Annotated in this window: 14 protein-coding genes; 6 read left to right on the forward strand and 8 right to left on the reverse strand. The window is 62.8% G+C overall.

The window, feature by feature from the left end:
- Positions 1-164: 164 nt before the first annotated feature.
- The 4 genes from DIE16_RS02385 to DIE16_RS02400 form a co-directional block, all read right to left on the reverse strand.
- The gene (locus DIE16_RS02385) at positions 165-1,121 is read right to left on the reverse strand and encodes an ornithine cyclodeaminase family protein (RefSeq protein ID WP_124485192.1); all 957 of its coding nucleotides are present in this window, start codon (positions 1,119-1,121) and stop codon (positions 165-167) included.
- Positions 1,122-1,139: 18 nt separating this feature from the next.
- The gene (locus tag DIE16_RS02390; RefSeq protein ID WP_124485193.1) at positions 1,140-2,198 is read right to left on the reverse strand and encodes an asparaginase; all 1,059 of its coding nucleotides are present in this window, start codon (positions 2,196-2,198) and stop codon (positions 1,140-1,142) included.
- Positions 2,195-3,448, reverse strand: a complete 1,254-nt coding sequence (locus tag DIE16_RS02395) for a D-amino acid dehydrogenase (protein ID WP_124485194.1) — start codon at positions 3,446-3,448, stop codon at positions 2,195-2,197. The genes DIE16_RS02390 and DIE16_RS02395 overlap by 4 nt, the downstream gene beginning before the upstream one ends.
- Before the next feature lie 168 nt (positions 3,449-3,616).
- Entirely contained in the window at positions 3,617-4,699 is a 1,083-nt protein-coding gene (locus DIE16_RS02400) for a GlxA family transcriptional regulator (protein WP_124666722.1), read from the reverse strand.
- Between the two features lie 227 nt (positions 4,700-4,926).
- Between DIE16_RS02400 and DIE16_RS02405 the strand changes: the two genes are divergently transcribed.
- The 5 genes from DIE16_RS02405 (at position 4,927) to DIE16_RS02425 (ending at position 9,919) form a co-directional block, all read left to right on the forward strand.
- Positions 4,927-6,081 carry a branched-chain amino acid ABC transporter substrate-binding protein gene (locus tag DIE16_RS02405; protein ID WP_124485196.1) on the forward strand — a complete coding sequence of 385 codons (1,155 nt, stop codon included), beginning with the start codon at positions 4,927-4,929 and terminating at the stop codon, positions 6,079-6,081.
- A gap of 181 nt (positions 6,082-6,262) precedes the next feature.
- Positions 6,263-7,213: a branched-chain amino acid ABC transporter permease gene (locus DIE16_RS02410; RefSeq protein ID WP_124891694.1), complete on the forward strand. Its 951-nt coding sequence runs from the start codon at positions 6,263-6,265 to the stop codon at positions 7,211-7,213.
- A gap of 15 nt (positions 7,214-7,228) precedes the next feature.
- On the forward strand, positions 7,229-8,398 hold the full coding sequence (locus DIE16_RS02415) for an ABC transporter permease subunit (protein WP_124485197.1): 1,170 nt from the start codon (positions 7,229-7,231) through the stop codon (positions 8,396-8,398).
- A gap of 22 nt (positions 8,399-8,420) precedes the next feature.
- Positions 8,421-9,197: an ABC transporter ATP-binding protein gene (locus DIE16_RS02420; protein WP_124891695.1), complete on the forward strand. Its 777-nt coding sequence runs from the start codon at positions 8,421-8,423 to the stop codon at positions 9,195-9,197.
- A 17-nt stretch (positions 9,198-9,214) separates the two neighbouring features.
- Positions 9,215-9,919 carry an ABC transporter ATP-binding protein gene (locus DIE16_RS02425; RefSeq protein WP_124485199.1) on the forward strand — a complete coding sequence of 235 codons (705 nt, stop codon included), beginning with the start codon at positions 9,215-9,217 and terminating at the stop codon, positions 9,917-9,919.
- Between the two features lie 248 nt (positions 9,920-10,167).
- Here DIE16_RS02425 and DIE16_RS02430 read toward each other — a convergent pair whose 3' ends face one another.
- The 4 genes from DIE16_RS02430 to DIE16_RS02445 all read right to left on the reverse strand — a co-directional run bounded on the left by DIE16_RS02430 (position 10,168) and on the right by DIE16_RS02445 (position 14,158).
- Positions 10,168-10,725 carry a DUF6891 domain-containing protein gene (locus DIE16_RS02430; RefSeq protein ID WP_124891696.1) on the reverse strand — a complete coding sequence of 186 codons (558 nt, stop codon included), beginning with the start codon at positions 10,723-10,725 and terminating at the stop codon, positions 10,168-10,170.
- The gene (locus DIE16_RS02435) at positions 10,722-10,988 is read right to left on the reverse strand and encodes a hypothetical protein (RefSeq protein WP_124891697.1); all 267 of its coding nucleotides are present in this window, start codon (positions 10,986-10,988) and stop codon (positions 10,722-10,724) included. Before DIE16_RS02435 ends, DIE16_RS02430 begins: the two co-directional genes overlap by 4 nt.
- A gap of 15 nt (positions 10,989-11,003) precedes the next feature.
- On the reverse strand, positions 11,004-11,732 hold the full coding sequence (locus DIE16_RS02440) for a transporter substrate-binding domain-containing protein (RefSeq protein WP_124891698.1): 729 nt from the start codon (positions 11,730-11,732) through the stop codon (positions 11,004-11,006).
- 125 nt (positions 11,733-11,857) lie between these two features.
- Entirely contained in the window at positions 11,858-14,158 is a 2,301-nt protein-coding gene (locus DIE16_RS02445) for an NADP-dependent malic enzyme (RefSeq protein ID WP_124485203.1), read from the reverse strand.
- A 135-nt stretch (positions 14,159-14,293) separates the two neighbouring features.
- Between DIE16_RS02445 and DIE16_RS02450 the strand changes: the two genes are divergently transcribed.
- A complete protein-coding gene (locus tag DIE16_RS02450) occupies positions 14,294-15,265 on the forward strand; it encodes a LysR substrate-binding domain-containing protein (protein WP_124485204.1) in 972 nt (323 codons plus the stop codon).
- Positions 15,266-15,781: the final 516 nt, after the last annotated feature.

A 15,781-nucleotide genomic window follows, 5' to 3' on the forward strand; every position in this document is an offset into this window, starting at 1 on the left:
ACGCCTCCTCGCCCGACAGTGGACGCCTTGTCACTGTGACAAGGTCAAGTATTTTCGGACGAGGGGCGAATTGCACGCCCAGGCAGCCGTTCGTGGGGCCGATTACCGCTTCCTCCGCGGGTGAGGGGCGGCGGGTGGCCACAAAGAGACGTTTACCTGTTTCTCTACCGAGACATCTGGACGTCCGGTCCTAGCTCAGCCTCCGCCACTGCCATCGCCCTGCGCGTGACCAGCTCGCCGAGTGCAACGTCGGCAAGCGCAATCCCAAGCGATTTGAAGACCGTTATATCGGCTTGCGAGCGCGTCCCGGCAACTCCATTGGCGATGACATCGCCGAGTTCCGCAACGGTGCTCCAGTCAACGACACCCGGCGCCGCCATCAGCAGATCCCCCGCCTCTTTCTCTGCCTGCTCTAGTGATTCGACAACAATCATGCCGGCCCGGGAAAGCGTCGTATCGTCCACTTCGCGTGCGCTTGGCTTGCTGGAGCCGATCGCTGCGACGAAGGTTCCTGGTTTGAGGTCGGCGCCGTCGAAGAGCGGGACCGTGCTGCGGGTTGCAGTGACAACGACGTCGGCCACCTGCACCGCTGTTTCTGCGGTTGAGGCCTCAAAGCGTACGCCAGCGTAACGCGCCTGCATTTGCGCAATCGCTTCCTGCACGCCCTCGATGCCGACCACCAGTACGCGCTTGATGCCCGAATTCTCGACAAGCGCCCGGATGTGGGCTCTCGCCTGGACGCCAGTTCCGAACACGGCCAGAGCCTCAGCATCGGTGCGGCCAAACGTATCAAACGCGACGCGGGTTACCGCCGCTGTGCGGTATTCCGTGAGTGCGCCGCCGTGGATAATGGAGAGCAACCTGCCGTCACGAGTGGAAAACAACGGAATCACGAAGTCGAAGACGCCGTTGTGCGTCGAGTAGACCTTCGCACCGCACACGCCGGCAGCGGGCAGAATTGCCCCCATCGTGCTCAACGACACGTTTTCGCCGAGCGTGCGCACGCGTGACTGAATCTTTGCGTGCCGGCGGCCTTGTTCAGCAAGCGCAAAGCGCATTGTTTCAATGGCGTCGCCCATGGTGATCAGCCGTTGAACCTGATCGTCGGTAATGATGTACATGGTATTTCCTGGCAGGGTTCAGAAGCGGTAGAAGGCTGCCTGCAATGCGCGGCGGTCATCCGGATGGCTGAGCATCGCCAGCATCAGGAGAATGCGAGCCTTTTGAGGCGCCTGATCGTCGACGACGATCCAGTCATAGTCGTCGTCAGGCTGCGCGCCGTTGCGCACGACTATGCCACTGCCTGTGCGCGAAGCCCTCACCACGTGCATGCCGCCGCGCGTTGCCTCCCGCAGCGGCCCGACCATATGCTCCGCGATGTTGCCGTTGCCGGTGCCAGCGAAGACAAGGCCGCGCGCATCCGCTGCAATGGCGCGGACGAGACTACTGCCAAGCGCGCCGTAGGCGTAGACGACGTCGACTTTTGGCAACGCCTTGATGTCGTCGATGGACCACGGGGTGGAAACAGTATGATCGCGCGATGGCATGCGGTAGTAGCGAGGCTTGCCTTGGGTCACGTAACCAAGCGCGCCGTAGGGCGAGCGGAATGCCTCGAGCTTGAAGCTGTTTGTCTTCGTAACGTCTCGAGCAGTGTGGATTTCTTCGTTTGCGACGACAAGCGTTCCCTTTCCATGCGAGGACGGATGAATGGCTACCGCAATCGCGTCGTAGAGATTCAGCGATGCGTCGGAGCTCATCGCCGATGGCGGCCTCATCGAACCAACTACAACGACGGGCTTCACGCTCTTCAACGTCAGATGCAGAAAGTACGCGGTTTCCTCGATGGTGTCAGTGCCGTGCGTGAGAATGACACCGTCTACTGTGTCGTCCTTGAGCACCTCGGACACCCGCTTCCCGATCATGAGCAGGTGCTGTTCGTTGAAGTTCTCTGAGCCCGCCTGCAGCAGCTGTTCTGCGCTCAGGTTTGCGAGCGACGACGCTTCTGGAATGGCCGACAAGATTTCATCAATCGGGAGCACTGAGCACGCGTATGCTGAAGTGTCGACAGCGCTTGCGCCACGGCCGGCAATCGTACCGCCCGTGCCGATGACCACAATATTGGGTTTGTCTTTCATTCGGTATCGACTCGAGGAATTTTTGATTGAGGACAGCCGTGCGCCACAGGCTGCACGGCTCATTGGGCGAGCGCGAAAAAGCTGGACAGCGACGAGTCAGGCTTGCCGTCGATCCAACCCGTGAGCAACGCAGCTGAACCGGAGGCCAACGTAAAACCGAGCGCACCATGCCCGATGTTGAGCCAGAGATTCGGATAACGCGTGGGCCCGATAATCGGCTTGCCGCGTGGCGTGGCGGGACGCAGCCCGGTCCACTCAGTGGCGTCAGCGTGATTGGCTACAACCTGAGGGAACAGCGCGGCGGCCTCCGCATGTAGCGCGGCAACGCGTGATGGATCGGACTTCAGGGAGTACCCGTCTAGGTCGGCCATACCTGCCACGCGCAACCGGTCGCCAAGTCGCGCATAGACCACTTTGCGGGCGAAATCGGTAACACTCAACGTCGGTGCTATTGCCTGAGGTCCCAGCGAGTAGGTCAGGCTGTAGCCCTTGAGAGGATAGACGGGCACACGAACGCCCAATGGCTGGAGCAGGTGCGCAGCGCTTGCCCCAGCAGCTACGACGACATGGTCCGCTTCGAGTGTCCCGCCGCCGCTGCGCGCTACGATGTGTCCGCCTTTGGCGACCTCCAGTGCGTCGATGCGCGTATTCATCGCAAACTGCACGCCGCGTGCCCTCAAAATGGCTTCAAGACCTTTGCTAAAGCGATGGCAATCGGCTGTATCTTCGCTACGCGTATAGATACCGCCGACAATCAGCTCGCGCACATCAGTCAGTGCGGGTTCGAGCGCGACGCATTCGGCCGCAGACAGTGCCTCCTGCTCACAGCCGAGCGAGCGCTGGAAATCAAGCAAATCGATGGCACCCTTCATGGCGGCAGCGTCGCGGTGCAGGACGAGCTTTCCAGAGTGTTGAAAGTCGAAGTCGAGCGTGGGTTCGTCGCGCAGGAGTTGGTGCATGAGCGCGCGGCTCGCAAATGAGAGCGAGAGCAACTCGCGCGTGGTGAGATTGCTACGCCGGTGCGTGCAGGCGAACACGAATTTCAGGCACCAGAGCCACTGCTCGGTGCTCACCGACGGCCGGAAGCGCACTGGCGAATCCCGTCGAGCGAGCCACGCGGGCAGCTTCGACAGCACGCCCGGCCCGGCAAGCGGCGCGACGTAGCTATACGACAACTGGCCGCCATTACCGAAGCTGGTCTCGGCGGCCACATCACCATGCCGGTCGATAACGATGACCTGATGTCCGGCCCGGTTCAGATAGTAGGCGCTCGCCAGACCGACGACACCTGCACCCAATACGGCAATCTGCATGTCGCTTGTTTCCCTGTTTCACGGTGCACTCACACGAGACAGGATGTTGAGCCAGGCGACACCAGCGGAATTGCACTGAAGAGCAAAAAAATAGAAGAAACGCGACAACGAATCTCCGCCGGACAGGGTGCGCGCAGCGATGGCGTCGCCCCCCTCGGCCGCACAGCTTCAGTCCTCGGTTGGACCTGCGCGCGAACCACGCAGCTTGCCAGGGGTCACGCCGTAGGTCTCGCGGAACACCCTGATGAAATGCGCGGAATCGGCAAAACCACACTCATATGCGATGTCAGTGACCTTGCGCCCGGTGTTCAGCAGCATCCAGCGCGCGTAGCGTAGCCGCATACCTCGATAGAACTCATTCGGCGACACCTTCATCTCGGCCATGAATGCCCGCTCGAGCTGGCGCACGCTCGTGCCAATCATCTTCGCGATCACCGCGATGTTAAGCGGCGCTTCGAGGTTTTCCTCCATGAGCAGCGCAGCATGGCGTACGTTTGCATCGTCCACCGACAGGTAGCCCAGTGCGCGGCGGCGCTCGATGAACGAGGCGCCGGCCTGCCGACTTACGGTCATCTGGTGAATCACCTTCGATGCGCGGTCAGGTCCGCAATGCAGATTGATGAGCCGCGCGGCGAGCTCGATGACCGAGATGCCGCCCGCACACGTGATGCGATCGCCGTCAATAAAGTAGTCGGCATGCGTGACGACGCGTAGCCCGGGGAACATGTTGCGATAGTCGTCGAAGTGAAAGCTGTGCACGCATGCGACGTGATCCTGCATGAGCCCGGCATGGGCGAGGACAAAGCTACCAGTGCAGATGCCTACCAGCGGAACGCCCGCCTGTGCGGCGGCGCTCAGGTAGTCCCAGTAGCGCCTGTCCACCTTCTCGAGATGCGGCAGCAGGCCGCCGATGACGACGATGTAGTCGAACTGCCCGACTTCCGGAAAGGCCGCCTGCACCGGTACAGCGATACCGCAGCTCGATTCGACGGTGGTGTCGTGCACGCCAATCGTCGTCCAGAGACAGCGCAACTGACGACTCTGGTCGCTGCGATCGGCAGCGTGACGTAACGCGTCACAGAGCCCGCCAAGCGACAAGAGCGGAAAGCGCGGCCATAGCAGGATTCCGACATTGAGCTCCGCGCCGGAACGCCCCAGAAGCGACTCGGGTGCCGTAGAAAGCGAGTCAAGCCGGCCCACCAGTTCGTGGGCCGGCGGCGCTTTGGCCGGGGGATCGTCGGAGGAAAACATGGGCAGCGCGAGTAATCGGTGTCACGCCATTATAAGACCGCACGGTACGCATCGCCGCTGTCGCATTTCTTCTGTTTTCTGGCAAATCGGTGCAATGCCGCTGGTTTGTGTCTGCATAAATTTGTCTCGCCAGCGCAGACCACCTGCCGCGCGGTACAAGGACAGAGGCGACGGGGACAATCCAGCGGATCGCCCTCGATGCAGATAACTATCGATGAGGTAATGCAATGACCAAGAGCAAAATATTGGGTCGCCGTGCGACGACCTTTGGCATTCTGGGGGCGCTGGCTGCCGTTTCTGCCGGGGTGGCGCATGCCGACGAAACCGTGAAAGTCGGTGAAGTCGCGCCTCTCACCGGTCCGGCTTCATATCTGGGCAAGGACACTGAGAACGGTGCAAGGCTCGCGGTCGAGGAAATCAACGAAAAGGGGCTTGTCGTCGGCGGAAAGAAGGTCACGCTGGTTCTCGACACCGAAGACGATGCTGGCGATCCGCGCCAGGCCACGCAGGTCGCACAAAAGCTTGTCGACGCCAAAGTAGTGGCGATAGTCGGTCACATGAATTCTGGAACGACGATTCCGGCCTCCAAGATCTATCGTGACGCCGGTATCGTTCAGGTCTCACCGTCGGCTACGAATCCGGCGTACACGCTCCAGGGCTTCAAGACCGCATACCGCGTGGTGGCAACTGATGCCCAGCAAGGGCCGGCCCTCGCCGATTACGCGATGCGGAAGTTAAAAGTCAGGACAGTTGCCATCGTCGACGACGCCACCGCATATGGGCAGGGTCTGGCCAATGAATTCGAGAAACGTGCGAAGGCAGATGGCCTTTCGGTGGTTTCGCACGACGCGACCAACGATAAGGCTATCGACTTCCGCGCTATCCTGACAAAAATCAAGGGCGCGCATCCGGACGTAATCATGTATGGGGGCCTCGACGCAACGGGCGGCCCGTTTGCGAAGCAGGCCAAGCAGCTCGGCATGACGCAGAAGATTCTTGCAGGCGACGGCCTGTGTGCCGACGACCTTTCGAAACTCGCCGGGGACGCGGCCGATGATGTGATCTGCTCCGTCGCAGGCTCGCCGCTCGAGAAGATGCCCAAGGGCCCGGCCTTCATGCAGCGCTACGAAAAGCGCTTCGGTACACACCCCGTCCTCAACTCGCCATTCGCTTACGACGCTGTATACGTCATCGCCGAAGCGATGAAGCGCGCCGGCTCGACGGCCCCCGACAAGATTCTTGCCGCAATGCCAGCGACGAACTACGAGGGTGTGCTCGGCCAGACACAGTTCGATTCGAAGGGCGACCTGGTCCACGGGACGATTTCCCTCTACAAGTATGTCGGTGGAAAGCAAACCCTCCTTGACTACGTGAAGAACTAACCCGGCAGGGCCGGTTGTTCAACCCGGCACAACTTCAGTGATGCGGTTGTGTCGGTCGTACACCTCCTCTTTTTCCCTCACTCCCGCCGTCTTGATAGCGAAAACGCTGACTGCCGACGCATCCTGTCGTGCGGGGCGTAATTTCCGTAAGCGCACAACGGCCGGACGCTCTAAACCGGATATGGATATCTTCCTGCAGCAGTTAATCAACGGGCTGGTACTTGGCAGCATTTACGCCATCATCGCGCTCGGCTACACCATGGTGTACGGGATTCTGGGCATCATCAACTTCGCGCACGGCGACGTGCTCATGATGGGCGCCATGGTCGCGCTCTCCGCGATCAACGTGCTCCACAATCACTTCCCGGGCCTCGGGAACATCCCCACGCTGTGCATCGCGCTCGCGGTCGCCGCGGTCGTGTGTGCGGTCATCGGGTACGCGATTGAAAAGGTCGCGTACCGGCCACTGCGCCGCGCGCCGCGTCTCGCCCCGTTGATTACCGCGATCGGCGTGTCGATCCTACTGCAGACGCTCGCGATGATCATCTGGGGCCGCAATCCGCTCGCGTTCCCCCAGCTCATCTCGACCGATCCCATCAACGCCATCAAGCCGACTGAAACCGGCGTCGGCGCCGTGATCTCGCCCACCGAGATCGTGATCATCGTCGTCGCGTTCCTCGTGATGGCGGGCCTCCTGCTGCTCGTGCACAACACCAAGCTCGGCCGCGCGATGCGCGCCATCGCCGAGAACTCCAGCGTCGCGAGCCTGATGGGCGTGAATCCGAACTTCGTGATTTCGGCCACCTTCATGATCGGCTCGGCGCTTGCCGCGCTGGCCGGCGTGATGATCGCCTCCGAATACGGCAACGCCCACTTCTATATGGGCTTCATCCCGGGCATGAAGGCGTTCACCGCGGCGGTGCTTGGTGGCATCGGCAACCTGGGCGGCGCGATGGTGGGCGGCGTGCTGCTCGGCCTCATCGAGCAGCTTGGCGCCGGCTACATCGGCAGCCTCACGGGCGGCGTGTTCGGCAGTAACTATCAGGACGTGTTTGCGTTCGTCGTGCTGATCGTCGTGCTCGTGTTCCGTCCGTCGGGGCTGTTGGGCGAACGGGTCGCGGACCGCGCATAAAGAGGGGAACACAACATGACATCCATTCAACCGATCGAGCCGCCGACGACGCTCATCCCTGAAAAAAACACCGCGAAAACGCTCACGGTGGGCATCGTGACCGCCATCGTCGTGGCCTCGCTGCCCTTCGTGGTCGGCGCCACGGGCGGCAACTACTGGGTCCGCGTGCTCGACTTCGCGATGCTCTACGTGATGCTCGCGCTGGGCCTGAACGTGGTGGTCGGCTTCGCCGGCCTGCTGGACTTGGGCTACATCGCGTTCTATGCGGTGGGCGCCTACACCGCCGCGTTGCTGACTTCCCCGCACCTCGCCACGCAATTCGCCTGGATCGCCAACATGTTCCCGGGCGGGATGCACACGCCGTACTGGATCGTGGTGCCGGCGGCGATGGGGCTCGCCGCGCTAGCGGGCGTCCTGCTCGGCGCGCCGACACTGCGTCTGCGCGGCGACTACCTCGCGATCGTGACCCTCGGCTTCGGGGAAATCGTCCGCATCTTCATGAACAACCTCGACCGTCCGGTGAACATCACCAACGGGCCGCAGGGCATTACGGGGGTCGCGCCGCTGCATGTTGCGGGTATGGATCTCTCGCAGCCGCACACGCTGTTCGGCTTCACGTTTACCGCGGTGTACTGCTACTACTACGTGTTCGTGCTCTGCGCATTGATCGTGATCTGGGTGTGTACGCGTTTGCAGCACTCGCGCATCGGCCGCGCATGGGCCGCGATCCGCGAAGACGAAATCGCCGCGAAGGCCATGGGCATCAACACCCGTAACGTGAAACTGCTCGCGTTTGCGATGGGCGCGTCGTTCGGCGGCCTCTCGGGCGCGATGTTCGGTGCGTTCCAGGGCTTCGTCTCGCCGGAATCGTTCACGTTCTGGGAATCGGTCGTGGTGCTCGCCTGCGTGGTGCTGGGCGGCATGGGCCATATTCCGGGCGTGATTCTCGGCGCGGTGCTGCTGGCCATTTTTCCCGAGTTCCTGCGCTCGTCCATGGGCCCGCTGCAGCACATGCTGTTCGGCCATGAAGTCGTCGATACCGAAGTCATTCGTCAGCTGCTCTACGGCCTCGCGATGGTCATCATCATGCTCTACCGCTCGGAAGGCTTGTGGCCTGCCGCGAAGCACGAAGACAAGATCGCGAAGATCGCGAAGCGCACGAGCAAGAAGCCGGTGCGCGCATAAACGACCGGACGGAGAACAGACTATGAGCGACAAACCAATCCGCCTGTCGGTGAAGGGCGTGAGCAAACGCTTCGGCGGCCTGCAGGCACTCTCCGAAGTGGGCCTGCAGATCGAGGCAGGCACCATCTACGGCCTGATCGGCCCGAACGGCGCGGGCAAGACCACGTTCTTCAACGTGATCACGGGCCTCTATACGCCAGACTCGGGCGAGTTCCGGCTCGACGGTGACACCTATACGCCGACCACCGTGTATCAGGTGGCGAAGGCGGGCATCGCGCGCACCTTCCAGAATATTCGCCTGTTCGGCGGTATGACCGCGCTGGAAAACGTGATGGTGGGCCGCCACGTGCGCACGAAGCACGGCCTGTTGGGCGCGGTGTTCCAGACGCCGGCTGAGCGCAAGGAAGAGCGCGAGATCAAGGAGCGCGCGCTCGAACTGCTCGAATACGTGGGCATTGCGCAGTACGCCGACTACACCTCGCGCAATCTCTCGTACGGCCACCAGCGCCGTTTGGAAATCGCGCGCGCGCTCGCGACCGATCCGAAGCTGCTTGCGCTCGATGAGCCGGCAGCGGGCATGAACGCGACCGAGAAGGTCGAACTCACGCGCCTGCTCGACAAGATCCGCGCCGATGGCAGGACCATCCTGCTAATCGAGCACGACGTGAAACTGGTGATGGGCCTGTGCAACCGCATGACAGTGCTCGACTATGGGAAGGTGATTGCGCAGGGTTTGCCGCAGGACGTGCAGAAGGATGCGAAGGTGATCGAAGCTTATCTGGGTGCGGGGGTCCACTGATGTCCACGACGCAAGCAATGTTGAAAATCAAGGGCCTGCAGGTCAACTACGGCGGCATTCAGGCGGTCAAGGGTGTCGACCTCGAGGTCGGGCAGGGCGAACTCGTCACGCTGATCGGCGCGAACGGCGCGGGCAAGACCACGACGATGAAGGCGATCACGGGCCTGAAGGCGTACGCGGCCGGCGACATCGAGTACATGGGTCAGTCCATCAAAGGGCTGCCCGCGCACGAGCTGCTCAAGCGCGGTCTCGCGATGGTGCCGGAAGGGCGCGGCATCTTCGCGCGCATGTCGATCGTCGAGAACATGCAGATGGGCGCGTATCTGCGCACCGACAAGGACGCCATCCAGAAGGACGTCGACCGCATGTTCGGCTTCTTTCCGCGTCTGAAAGAGCGCGCATTACAATACGCGGGCACGCTGTCGGGGGGCGAACAGCAGATGCTGGCGATGGCGCGCGCGATCATCTCGCGGCCGAAGCTGCTGCTGCTCGATGAGCCGTCGATGGGTCTGTCGCCGATCATGGTCGAGAAGATCTTCGAAGTGGTGCGGTTGATTTCGTCCGAAGGCATGACCGTCCTGCTGGTCGAGCAGAACGCGCGTCTTGCGCTGCAGGCGGCGAATCGCGGCTACGTGATGGACTCGGGTCTCGTCACGATGTCGGGTGATGCGAAGCAGATGCTCGATGATCCGAAGGTGCGGGCGGCGTATCTGGGCGAGTGAATCAGCGATACCAGCGAGGACTGAATCCTTGGAAAAGCTTCACTACGGTAGACGGCTATCTGGGCGACCAGCAATACGAGGGTAGTCTCAAGTGGATGGCGCCTTCGCCACCGAAAGCCGCCATCCAGCGCTGGACGATCCGATGACCGGAAGGGGTCGATCACCGCCATTGGCGACGAACGATCGTATTATCCGAGACCCAATCTGACGTTGACCCACCAGTCAGATCCCGGCCTATACCCCCGATGCTACCGATGGCGTCTCTTCCAGTCGAACGATGGAAGCTCGATACGACTGGCGACAGACCCGTTCCAGGACGTTTCGAACCCGGCCCGCGCAAGCGCTTCCGCGACCCGGCGGCCCACTACCGCACCGCGCGCGTCGTCGCCGGCGAGGTCGCCGAAGGCGAGCGTGAGGCCGTGTCCATCCAGCGCTCTTTCGACATCCTGTCCGTGATAAAAGCAGTACCCGTGATAGCGCCCTTGCGGCGCGTCCTGCACGGCTTCCGAAACGTCCGAGTGGCCATCCGACATCGTGTATCCGGCGTTCGACAGCGCGCAGATGCCGTCGTCGTCCAGTTCATCGAACACGCGATCCAGCCGATCGCAATCCGTCTCCCGAGGCCAGGACCGTTCTGCCGCAGCCTTGCGTTCGAATTCCGACTCGATGAAACCTTCCAGCCGATCCGCGTCACAGTCCGGCTCCAGGATGTCCTCCATCATTTCCCGGACATCATCGGGGGCGTTGAAGCCTGACCAGACCCATTTGGTGATGCACTCCATCACGTATTTTTCGGTGTCCGTCACGTCATGGCCTCCAGGTGTCGTCTTCGATCTTCAACGCCGCTGCCGGCCGTTACTCGCCAGCGACAGTCCTGCTCGACGGTTCGCACCGGCGTATTGAAACCGTGTCGAGCGGCGAACGTCCCTCCGGAAAACGGTTCGGCGTCTCGATGCGCGCCAGCGGCGCCGCCCGTTTTCGCGAGCACTAGCACCAGCACCAGCGTGCGCGATCCGCAGCTTCCAGCATCACCATGTCGAATGCGCTTTCTCCAATTGCCGGTGCTCATCGTCGCGGCACCGTTTCAGCGGAGGGCAGGATCGATTTCGGCACTGCTCAATCCGAATCCCGCCATGCGCGCGCGATGCTCCGGCGAGCCCAGATACGAGCGCAGCTGCTGGTTGACCACATCGAGCAACGCGCTGTTTTGTCGATTGAACGAGAAGGCGCCCAACGGCGGCCGGTGGTGTATCCGGCCCGCTGGCGGTTCGTGCGCGACGGCCTCGAGCAATGCGCCGCCCATCCGCTTCGCCACGATCCGAAGTCCGAGCGCAGTACTCGCGTACGCGTCGACCGCGCCGGCGCGCACCGCGTCGATCGCATCGGCTTGCCGGTCGAACAGGGTGATCTGATGCTCGCTCACGCCCGCGTCTTTCGCCGAGTCGTGCTGTACCTGTCCGGTAATGATGCCAAGACGTGCATCGGGACGCGCGGCAAGCGACGCATAGCCGGTCAGTTGCTTCGGGTTTCCGGCGCGAACGAGAAAGCCGTCCGCGATTCCCCACACGGGTACGCTGAACGCGACCTTGGCGGCGCGTTCCGGCGTAACGAAGAGCGGAACGTTCATGTCCCAGCGGCCTGCGGCGACACCGGGCAGCAGTTCACTGAACGTCGTCAGGTGAGGTTCGATCCGCGTGACACCGATCGCCCGAAGGATCTCGCCGGCGAGATCGAGGTCGGCACCGGTTGCCGTGCCATCCGGTTCCGTCCATCCAAATGGCGGTTCGTCGAGGTATGCAATCGTTACCTTCATCGCTTCTTCTCGCGAGCGGGGACGGCCGCCGAATCGGGAGCCGATTGCCGACGATTCTAATACTTCGCTCGCATGATGGGGGCCGGCCGCAGCCGGCCCCCATCATGCGACTACCTGGGCCGCACTCAACCCGCCGCGTTCCGATTCGCTTCGATCACGGTCAACGCCGTCATGTTCACGATCCGTCGCACGGTCGCGCTCGACGTGAGGATGTTCACCGGCGCATTGACCCCCAGCAGGAACGGCCCGACCGCGACGTTGCTGCCGGCTTCCGTCTTGAGCAGGTTGTAAGCGATGTTCCCTGCATCGACGTTCGGGCACACGAGCAGGTTCGCCGCGCCCTTCAGCGGCGACATCGGCAGCAGCCGCGCACGCAGCGCCTCATCGAGCGCGCAGTCGCCATGCATCTCGCCATCGGCTTCGATATCCGGCGCGTGCGCGCGGATGATCTCGAGCGCCTTGCGCATCTTCACGCCCGACGCCGCGCTGCCCGACCCGAAGTTCGACCGCGACAGCAGCGCAGCCTTCGGCGTGAGGTTCAGCCATTCCATCTGCCGCGCGGCCGCGATCGTGAATTCCGCGATCTGCTCGGCATCCGGGTTGTCGTTCACGTGCGTATCCACGAGCGCGACCGTCCGCTGATTGAGCAGCAGGATGTTCATCGCCGCGTAGGTCGATGCATCGGGCTTCTTGCCGATCACTTCGTCGACGAAGCGCAGGTGGTTGTGATACTCGCCGACCGTCCCGCAGATCATCCCGTCCGCATCGCCGAGCCGCACCATCATCGCGCCGATCAGCGTCAGGCGCCGGCGCATCTCGACGCGCGCCATTTCCTTCGAGATGCCGTCGCGGCAGCGCAGTTCCCAATACGTGGTCCAGTATTGCGGGAAGCGCTCGTCGTATTCCGGATTGGTCACCTCGACGTCCTGACCGAGACGCAGGCGCAGGCCGAACCGCTCGATCCGCGCGAGCAGCACCTCCGGCCGGCCGACCAGGATCGGGCGCGCGAGCTTCTCGTCGACGATCACCTGCACCGCGCGGAGCACGCGCTCGTCCTCGCCTTCGGTGAACACGATGCGTGCCTTGCCGCCGTCGCGCACGAGCTGGCGTGCGGTCGCGAACAGCGGCTTCATGAACGCGCCCGAGTGGTAGACGAACTGCTGCAGCTGCTCGACATACGCGTCGAGATCCGCGAGCGGGCGCGTCGCCACGCCGCCTTCGATCGCCGCCTTGGCGACGGCCGGCGCGATACGCACGATCAGGCGCGGATCGAACGGCTTCGGAATCAGGTATTGCGGACCGAACGACACTTCGTCGCCGCCGTAGGCCGCGGCGACGATGTCGTTCTGCTCTTCCTGCGCGAGGCCGGCGATCGCGTGAACCGCGGCGATTTCCATTTCGCGGGTGATCGTCGTCGCGCCCACATCCAGCGCGCCGCGGAAGATGTACGGGAAGCAGAGAACGTTATTGACCTGGTTCGGGAAATCCGAGCGGCCGGTCGCGATCACGACGTCGTCGCGTGTCGCGTGCGCGAGTTCGGGGAAGATCTCCGGCGTCGGGTTGGCGAGCGCGAGAATCAGCGGCCGCGCGGCCATCGCCTTCAGCATCTCCGGCTTCAGGATGCCGCCGACCGACAACCCGAGGAACACGTCCGCGTCGCCGATTACTTCGGACAGCGTGCGCGCATCGGTTTCCTGCGCGAAGCGTTCCTTGGCCGGATCCATCAGCGTGGTGCGGCCGCGATAGACGACGCCTTCGATATCCGTCGCCCAGATGTTCGCGACCGGCAGCCCGAGGTCGACGAGCAGGTCCAGGCAGGCCAGCGCCGCCGCGCCGGCACCGGACGTCACGACCTTCACTTCCTTGATCGACTTCCCGACCACCTTCAGCCCGTTGATGAACGCGGCGGCGACGGTGATGGCGGTGCCGTGCTGGTCGTCGTGAAAGACGGGAATCTTCATGCGCTCGCGCAGCTTGCGCTCGACGGTGAAGCACTCCGGCGCCTTGATGTCCTCGAGGTTGATCCCGCCGAAGGTGGGCTCGAGGCCGGCGATGATGTCGACGAGCTTGTCCGGGTCGGTTTCGTTGATCTCGATGTCGAACACGTCGATCCCCGCGAACTTCTTGAACAGCACGGCCTTGCCTTCCATGACCGGCTTGGACGCGAGCGCGCCGATGTTGCCCAGACCCAGCACGGCGGTGCCATTGGTGATGACGCCCACCAGATTCCCGCGGCTCGTGAAGCGGTGCGCGTTCAGCGGCTCGGCGGCGATCGACTCGCAGACGCTGGCGACGCCGGGCGTGTAGGCGAGCGCGAGATCGCGCTGCGTCACGAGCGGCTTGCTGGCGACGACGGAGATCTTCCCCGGGGTCGGAAACTCGTGATAGTCGTACGCGGCCTGCTGCTGGGTCTCTGTCTGTTTCATGTTGTCGGGTCCGGGCGTGCGCGTCAGGCCAGTCCCGACGCGATCCATGAGGTGATTCTAGGGATCAGCCATAAGGAGATGATTCTGTTTTAATATCGGTCCATCACTTTTTCATGATGGTGCGGCGGTACGGCAATGACATTCGACGCGAACGACGTGGTCAGGCGGCTTGGCGCGCGCCTGAAGATGCGGCACCTGATGCTGTTGCTGCAGATCCAGCAGCACGGGTCGCTGACGCGCGTCGCGGAGCACATGGCCAGCAGCCAGCCCGCCGTGACGAATGCGCTGTCCGAGCTGGAAAGCATGTTCGGCACGCCGCTGTTCGAGCGCTCGTCGCGCGGGATGCGGCCGACCGCGCTCGGTTCGGTCGTGCTCGAGCGCGCCAAGGCGATGCTGAAGGATCTCGACCATCTCGCCCGCGAGATGGAGGCGGTCGCCGCCGGCCATGCGGCGCACCTGCATATCGGCGTGATTCCGTTTATTTCGGGCCAGATGCTGTCGGCGGCGCTCAAGCGCCTGCAGTCCCGGATGGAACGGCGCCTGACCGTGACGATCCACGAGGGCACCAGCGATCAGCTGCTGTTGCAGCTCAAGGACCACAGCGTCGATCTCGTGATCGGGCGGGCATCGTCGGCGATCGATCTGGGGCAGGTCTCCTTCGAAGTCCTGTACCAGCAGCAGCCCCGCATGATCGCGAGCCGGCGGCTCGCCGCGAAACTGGCCCGCACGAAACTCGACTGGGAGAAGCTGCACGCGCTGGACTGGATTCTCGGCGCGCCCCACACGCCGATGCGGGAGCAGGTGACCGACCTGTTTCTGTCGGCGGGCATCGCGCCGCCCGTGCCGATCGTCGAAAGCTACTCGTCGAAGCTGATCGGCGAAATGATCGCGTCGAGCGACGACGCGGTGTCGATCGTGCCGGCCGATATCGCGGAAGAAATGGTGCGCATCGCCGGCGTCGCGATCGTGCCTTACTCGCTGGTCTGGACGCTGCCGCCCATCGCGCTGTTTACCCGCGCCGCCGAATCGCATGCGCCGACGCGGGATGTGCTCGTCCAGGCGCTGCGCGAGATCTGCAGGGAAACCTACGTCGAAGCGCCGCGATAAGCCTTCGCTTGCCGGCCGGTACGCGCGCGGCCGGCAACCGCGTCATCCCCGCTTTTCGTCGTTTGCCGATGCACATGGCGTGCTCCGGCGGGCGTGTTGCAATTGCACGCATTGTCATCATCGGTTGCGTTGTCATCCATCACTGGATCGTCACGGCGCAGGGCCGGTAACAGGGGCGGCAAGTCCGATGACGGCATGACTTGATTCCGTCATTAAGAAGCGAGCGGCATTGGTGAATTTCCAAATAGTGGATGTTCATCGCGTCGTGCTTGTCCTACCCTCATGGTCGGTCCACAACGAAGGAAGGCTCGCGGCGGCCGCGTACCGTGTCGATTCCATCGTCTTTGGCGCTTCTTCCGTCGCCGTTCGGCGGATTATCAACGTCAGACGCGTGCATGTCGATTCGTATGGTGTGCGTTGCACCATCGCTTCCGTGATGGCATGCGTTGTCGGCGCAACGATAATGCACCGGCGTATGCAGTGCGCTCGGCACGCAGCCGTTTGCAAGAAGGGTAT

The sequence above is a fragment of the Burkholderia sp. Bp9090 genome, from assembly GCF_003857985.1.
Taxonomy (GTDB): domain Bacteria; phylum Pseudomonadota; class Gammaproteobacteria; order Burkholderiales; family Burkholderiaceae; genus Burkholderia.

Bases quoted from the DNA above. Each gene is read 5' to 3' on its own strand.
- DIE16_RS02385 (WP_124485192.1), bottom strand. From the start codon at position 1,121: ATGTACATCATTACCGACGATCAGGTTCAACGGCTGATCACCATGGGC.
- DIE16_RS02390 (WP_124485193.1), bottom strand. From the start codon at position 2,198: ATGAGCCGTGCAGCCTGTGGCGCACGGCTGTCCTCAATCAAAAATTCC.
- DIE16_RS02395 (WP_124485194.1), bottom strand. From the start codon at position 3,448: ATGCAGATTGCCGTATTGGGTGCAGGTGTCGTCGGTCTGGCGAGCGCC.
- DIE16_RS02400 (WP_124666722.1), bottom strand. From the start codon at position 4,699: ATGTTTTCCTCCGACGATCCCCCGGCCAAAGCGCCGCCGGCCCACGAA.
- DIE16_RS02405 (WP_124485196.1), top strand. From the start codon at position 4,927: ATGACCAAGAGCAAAATATTGGGTCGCCGTGCGACGACCTTTGGCATT.
- DIE16_RS02410 (WP_124891694.1), top strand. From the start codon at position 6,263: ATGGATATCTTCCTGCAGCAGTTAATCAACGGGCTGGTACTTGGCAGC.
- DIE16_RS02415 (WP_124485197.1), top strand. From the start codon at position 7,229: ATGACATCCATTCAACCGATCGAGCCGCCGACGACGCTCATCCCTGAA.
- DIE16_RS02420 (WP_124891695.1), top strand. From the start codon at position 8,421: ATGAGCGACAAACCAATCCGCCTGTCGGTGAAGGGCGTGAGCAAACGC.
- DIE16_RS02425 (WP_124485199.1), top strand. From the start codon at position 9,215: ATGTTGAAAATCAAGGGCCTGCAGGTCAACTACGGCGGCATTCAGGCG.
- DIE16_RS02435 (WP_124891697.1), bottom strand. From the start codon at position 10,988: ATGAGCACCGGCAATTGGAGAAAGCGCATTCGACATGGTGATGCTGGA.
- DIE16_RS02440 (WP_124891698.1), bottom strand. From the start codon at position 11,732: ATGAAGGTAACGATTGCATACCTCGACGAACCGCCATTTGGATGGACG.
- DIE16_RS02445 (WP_124485203.1), bottom strand. From the start codon at position 14,158: ATGAAACAGACAGAGACCCAGCAGCAGGCCGCGTACGACTATCACGAG.
- DIE16_RS02450 (WP_124485204.1), top strand. From the start codon at position 14,294: ATGACATTCGACGCGAACGACGTGGTCAGGCGGCTTGGCGCGCGCCTG.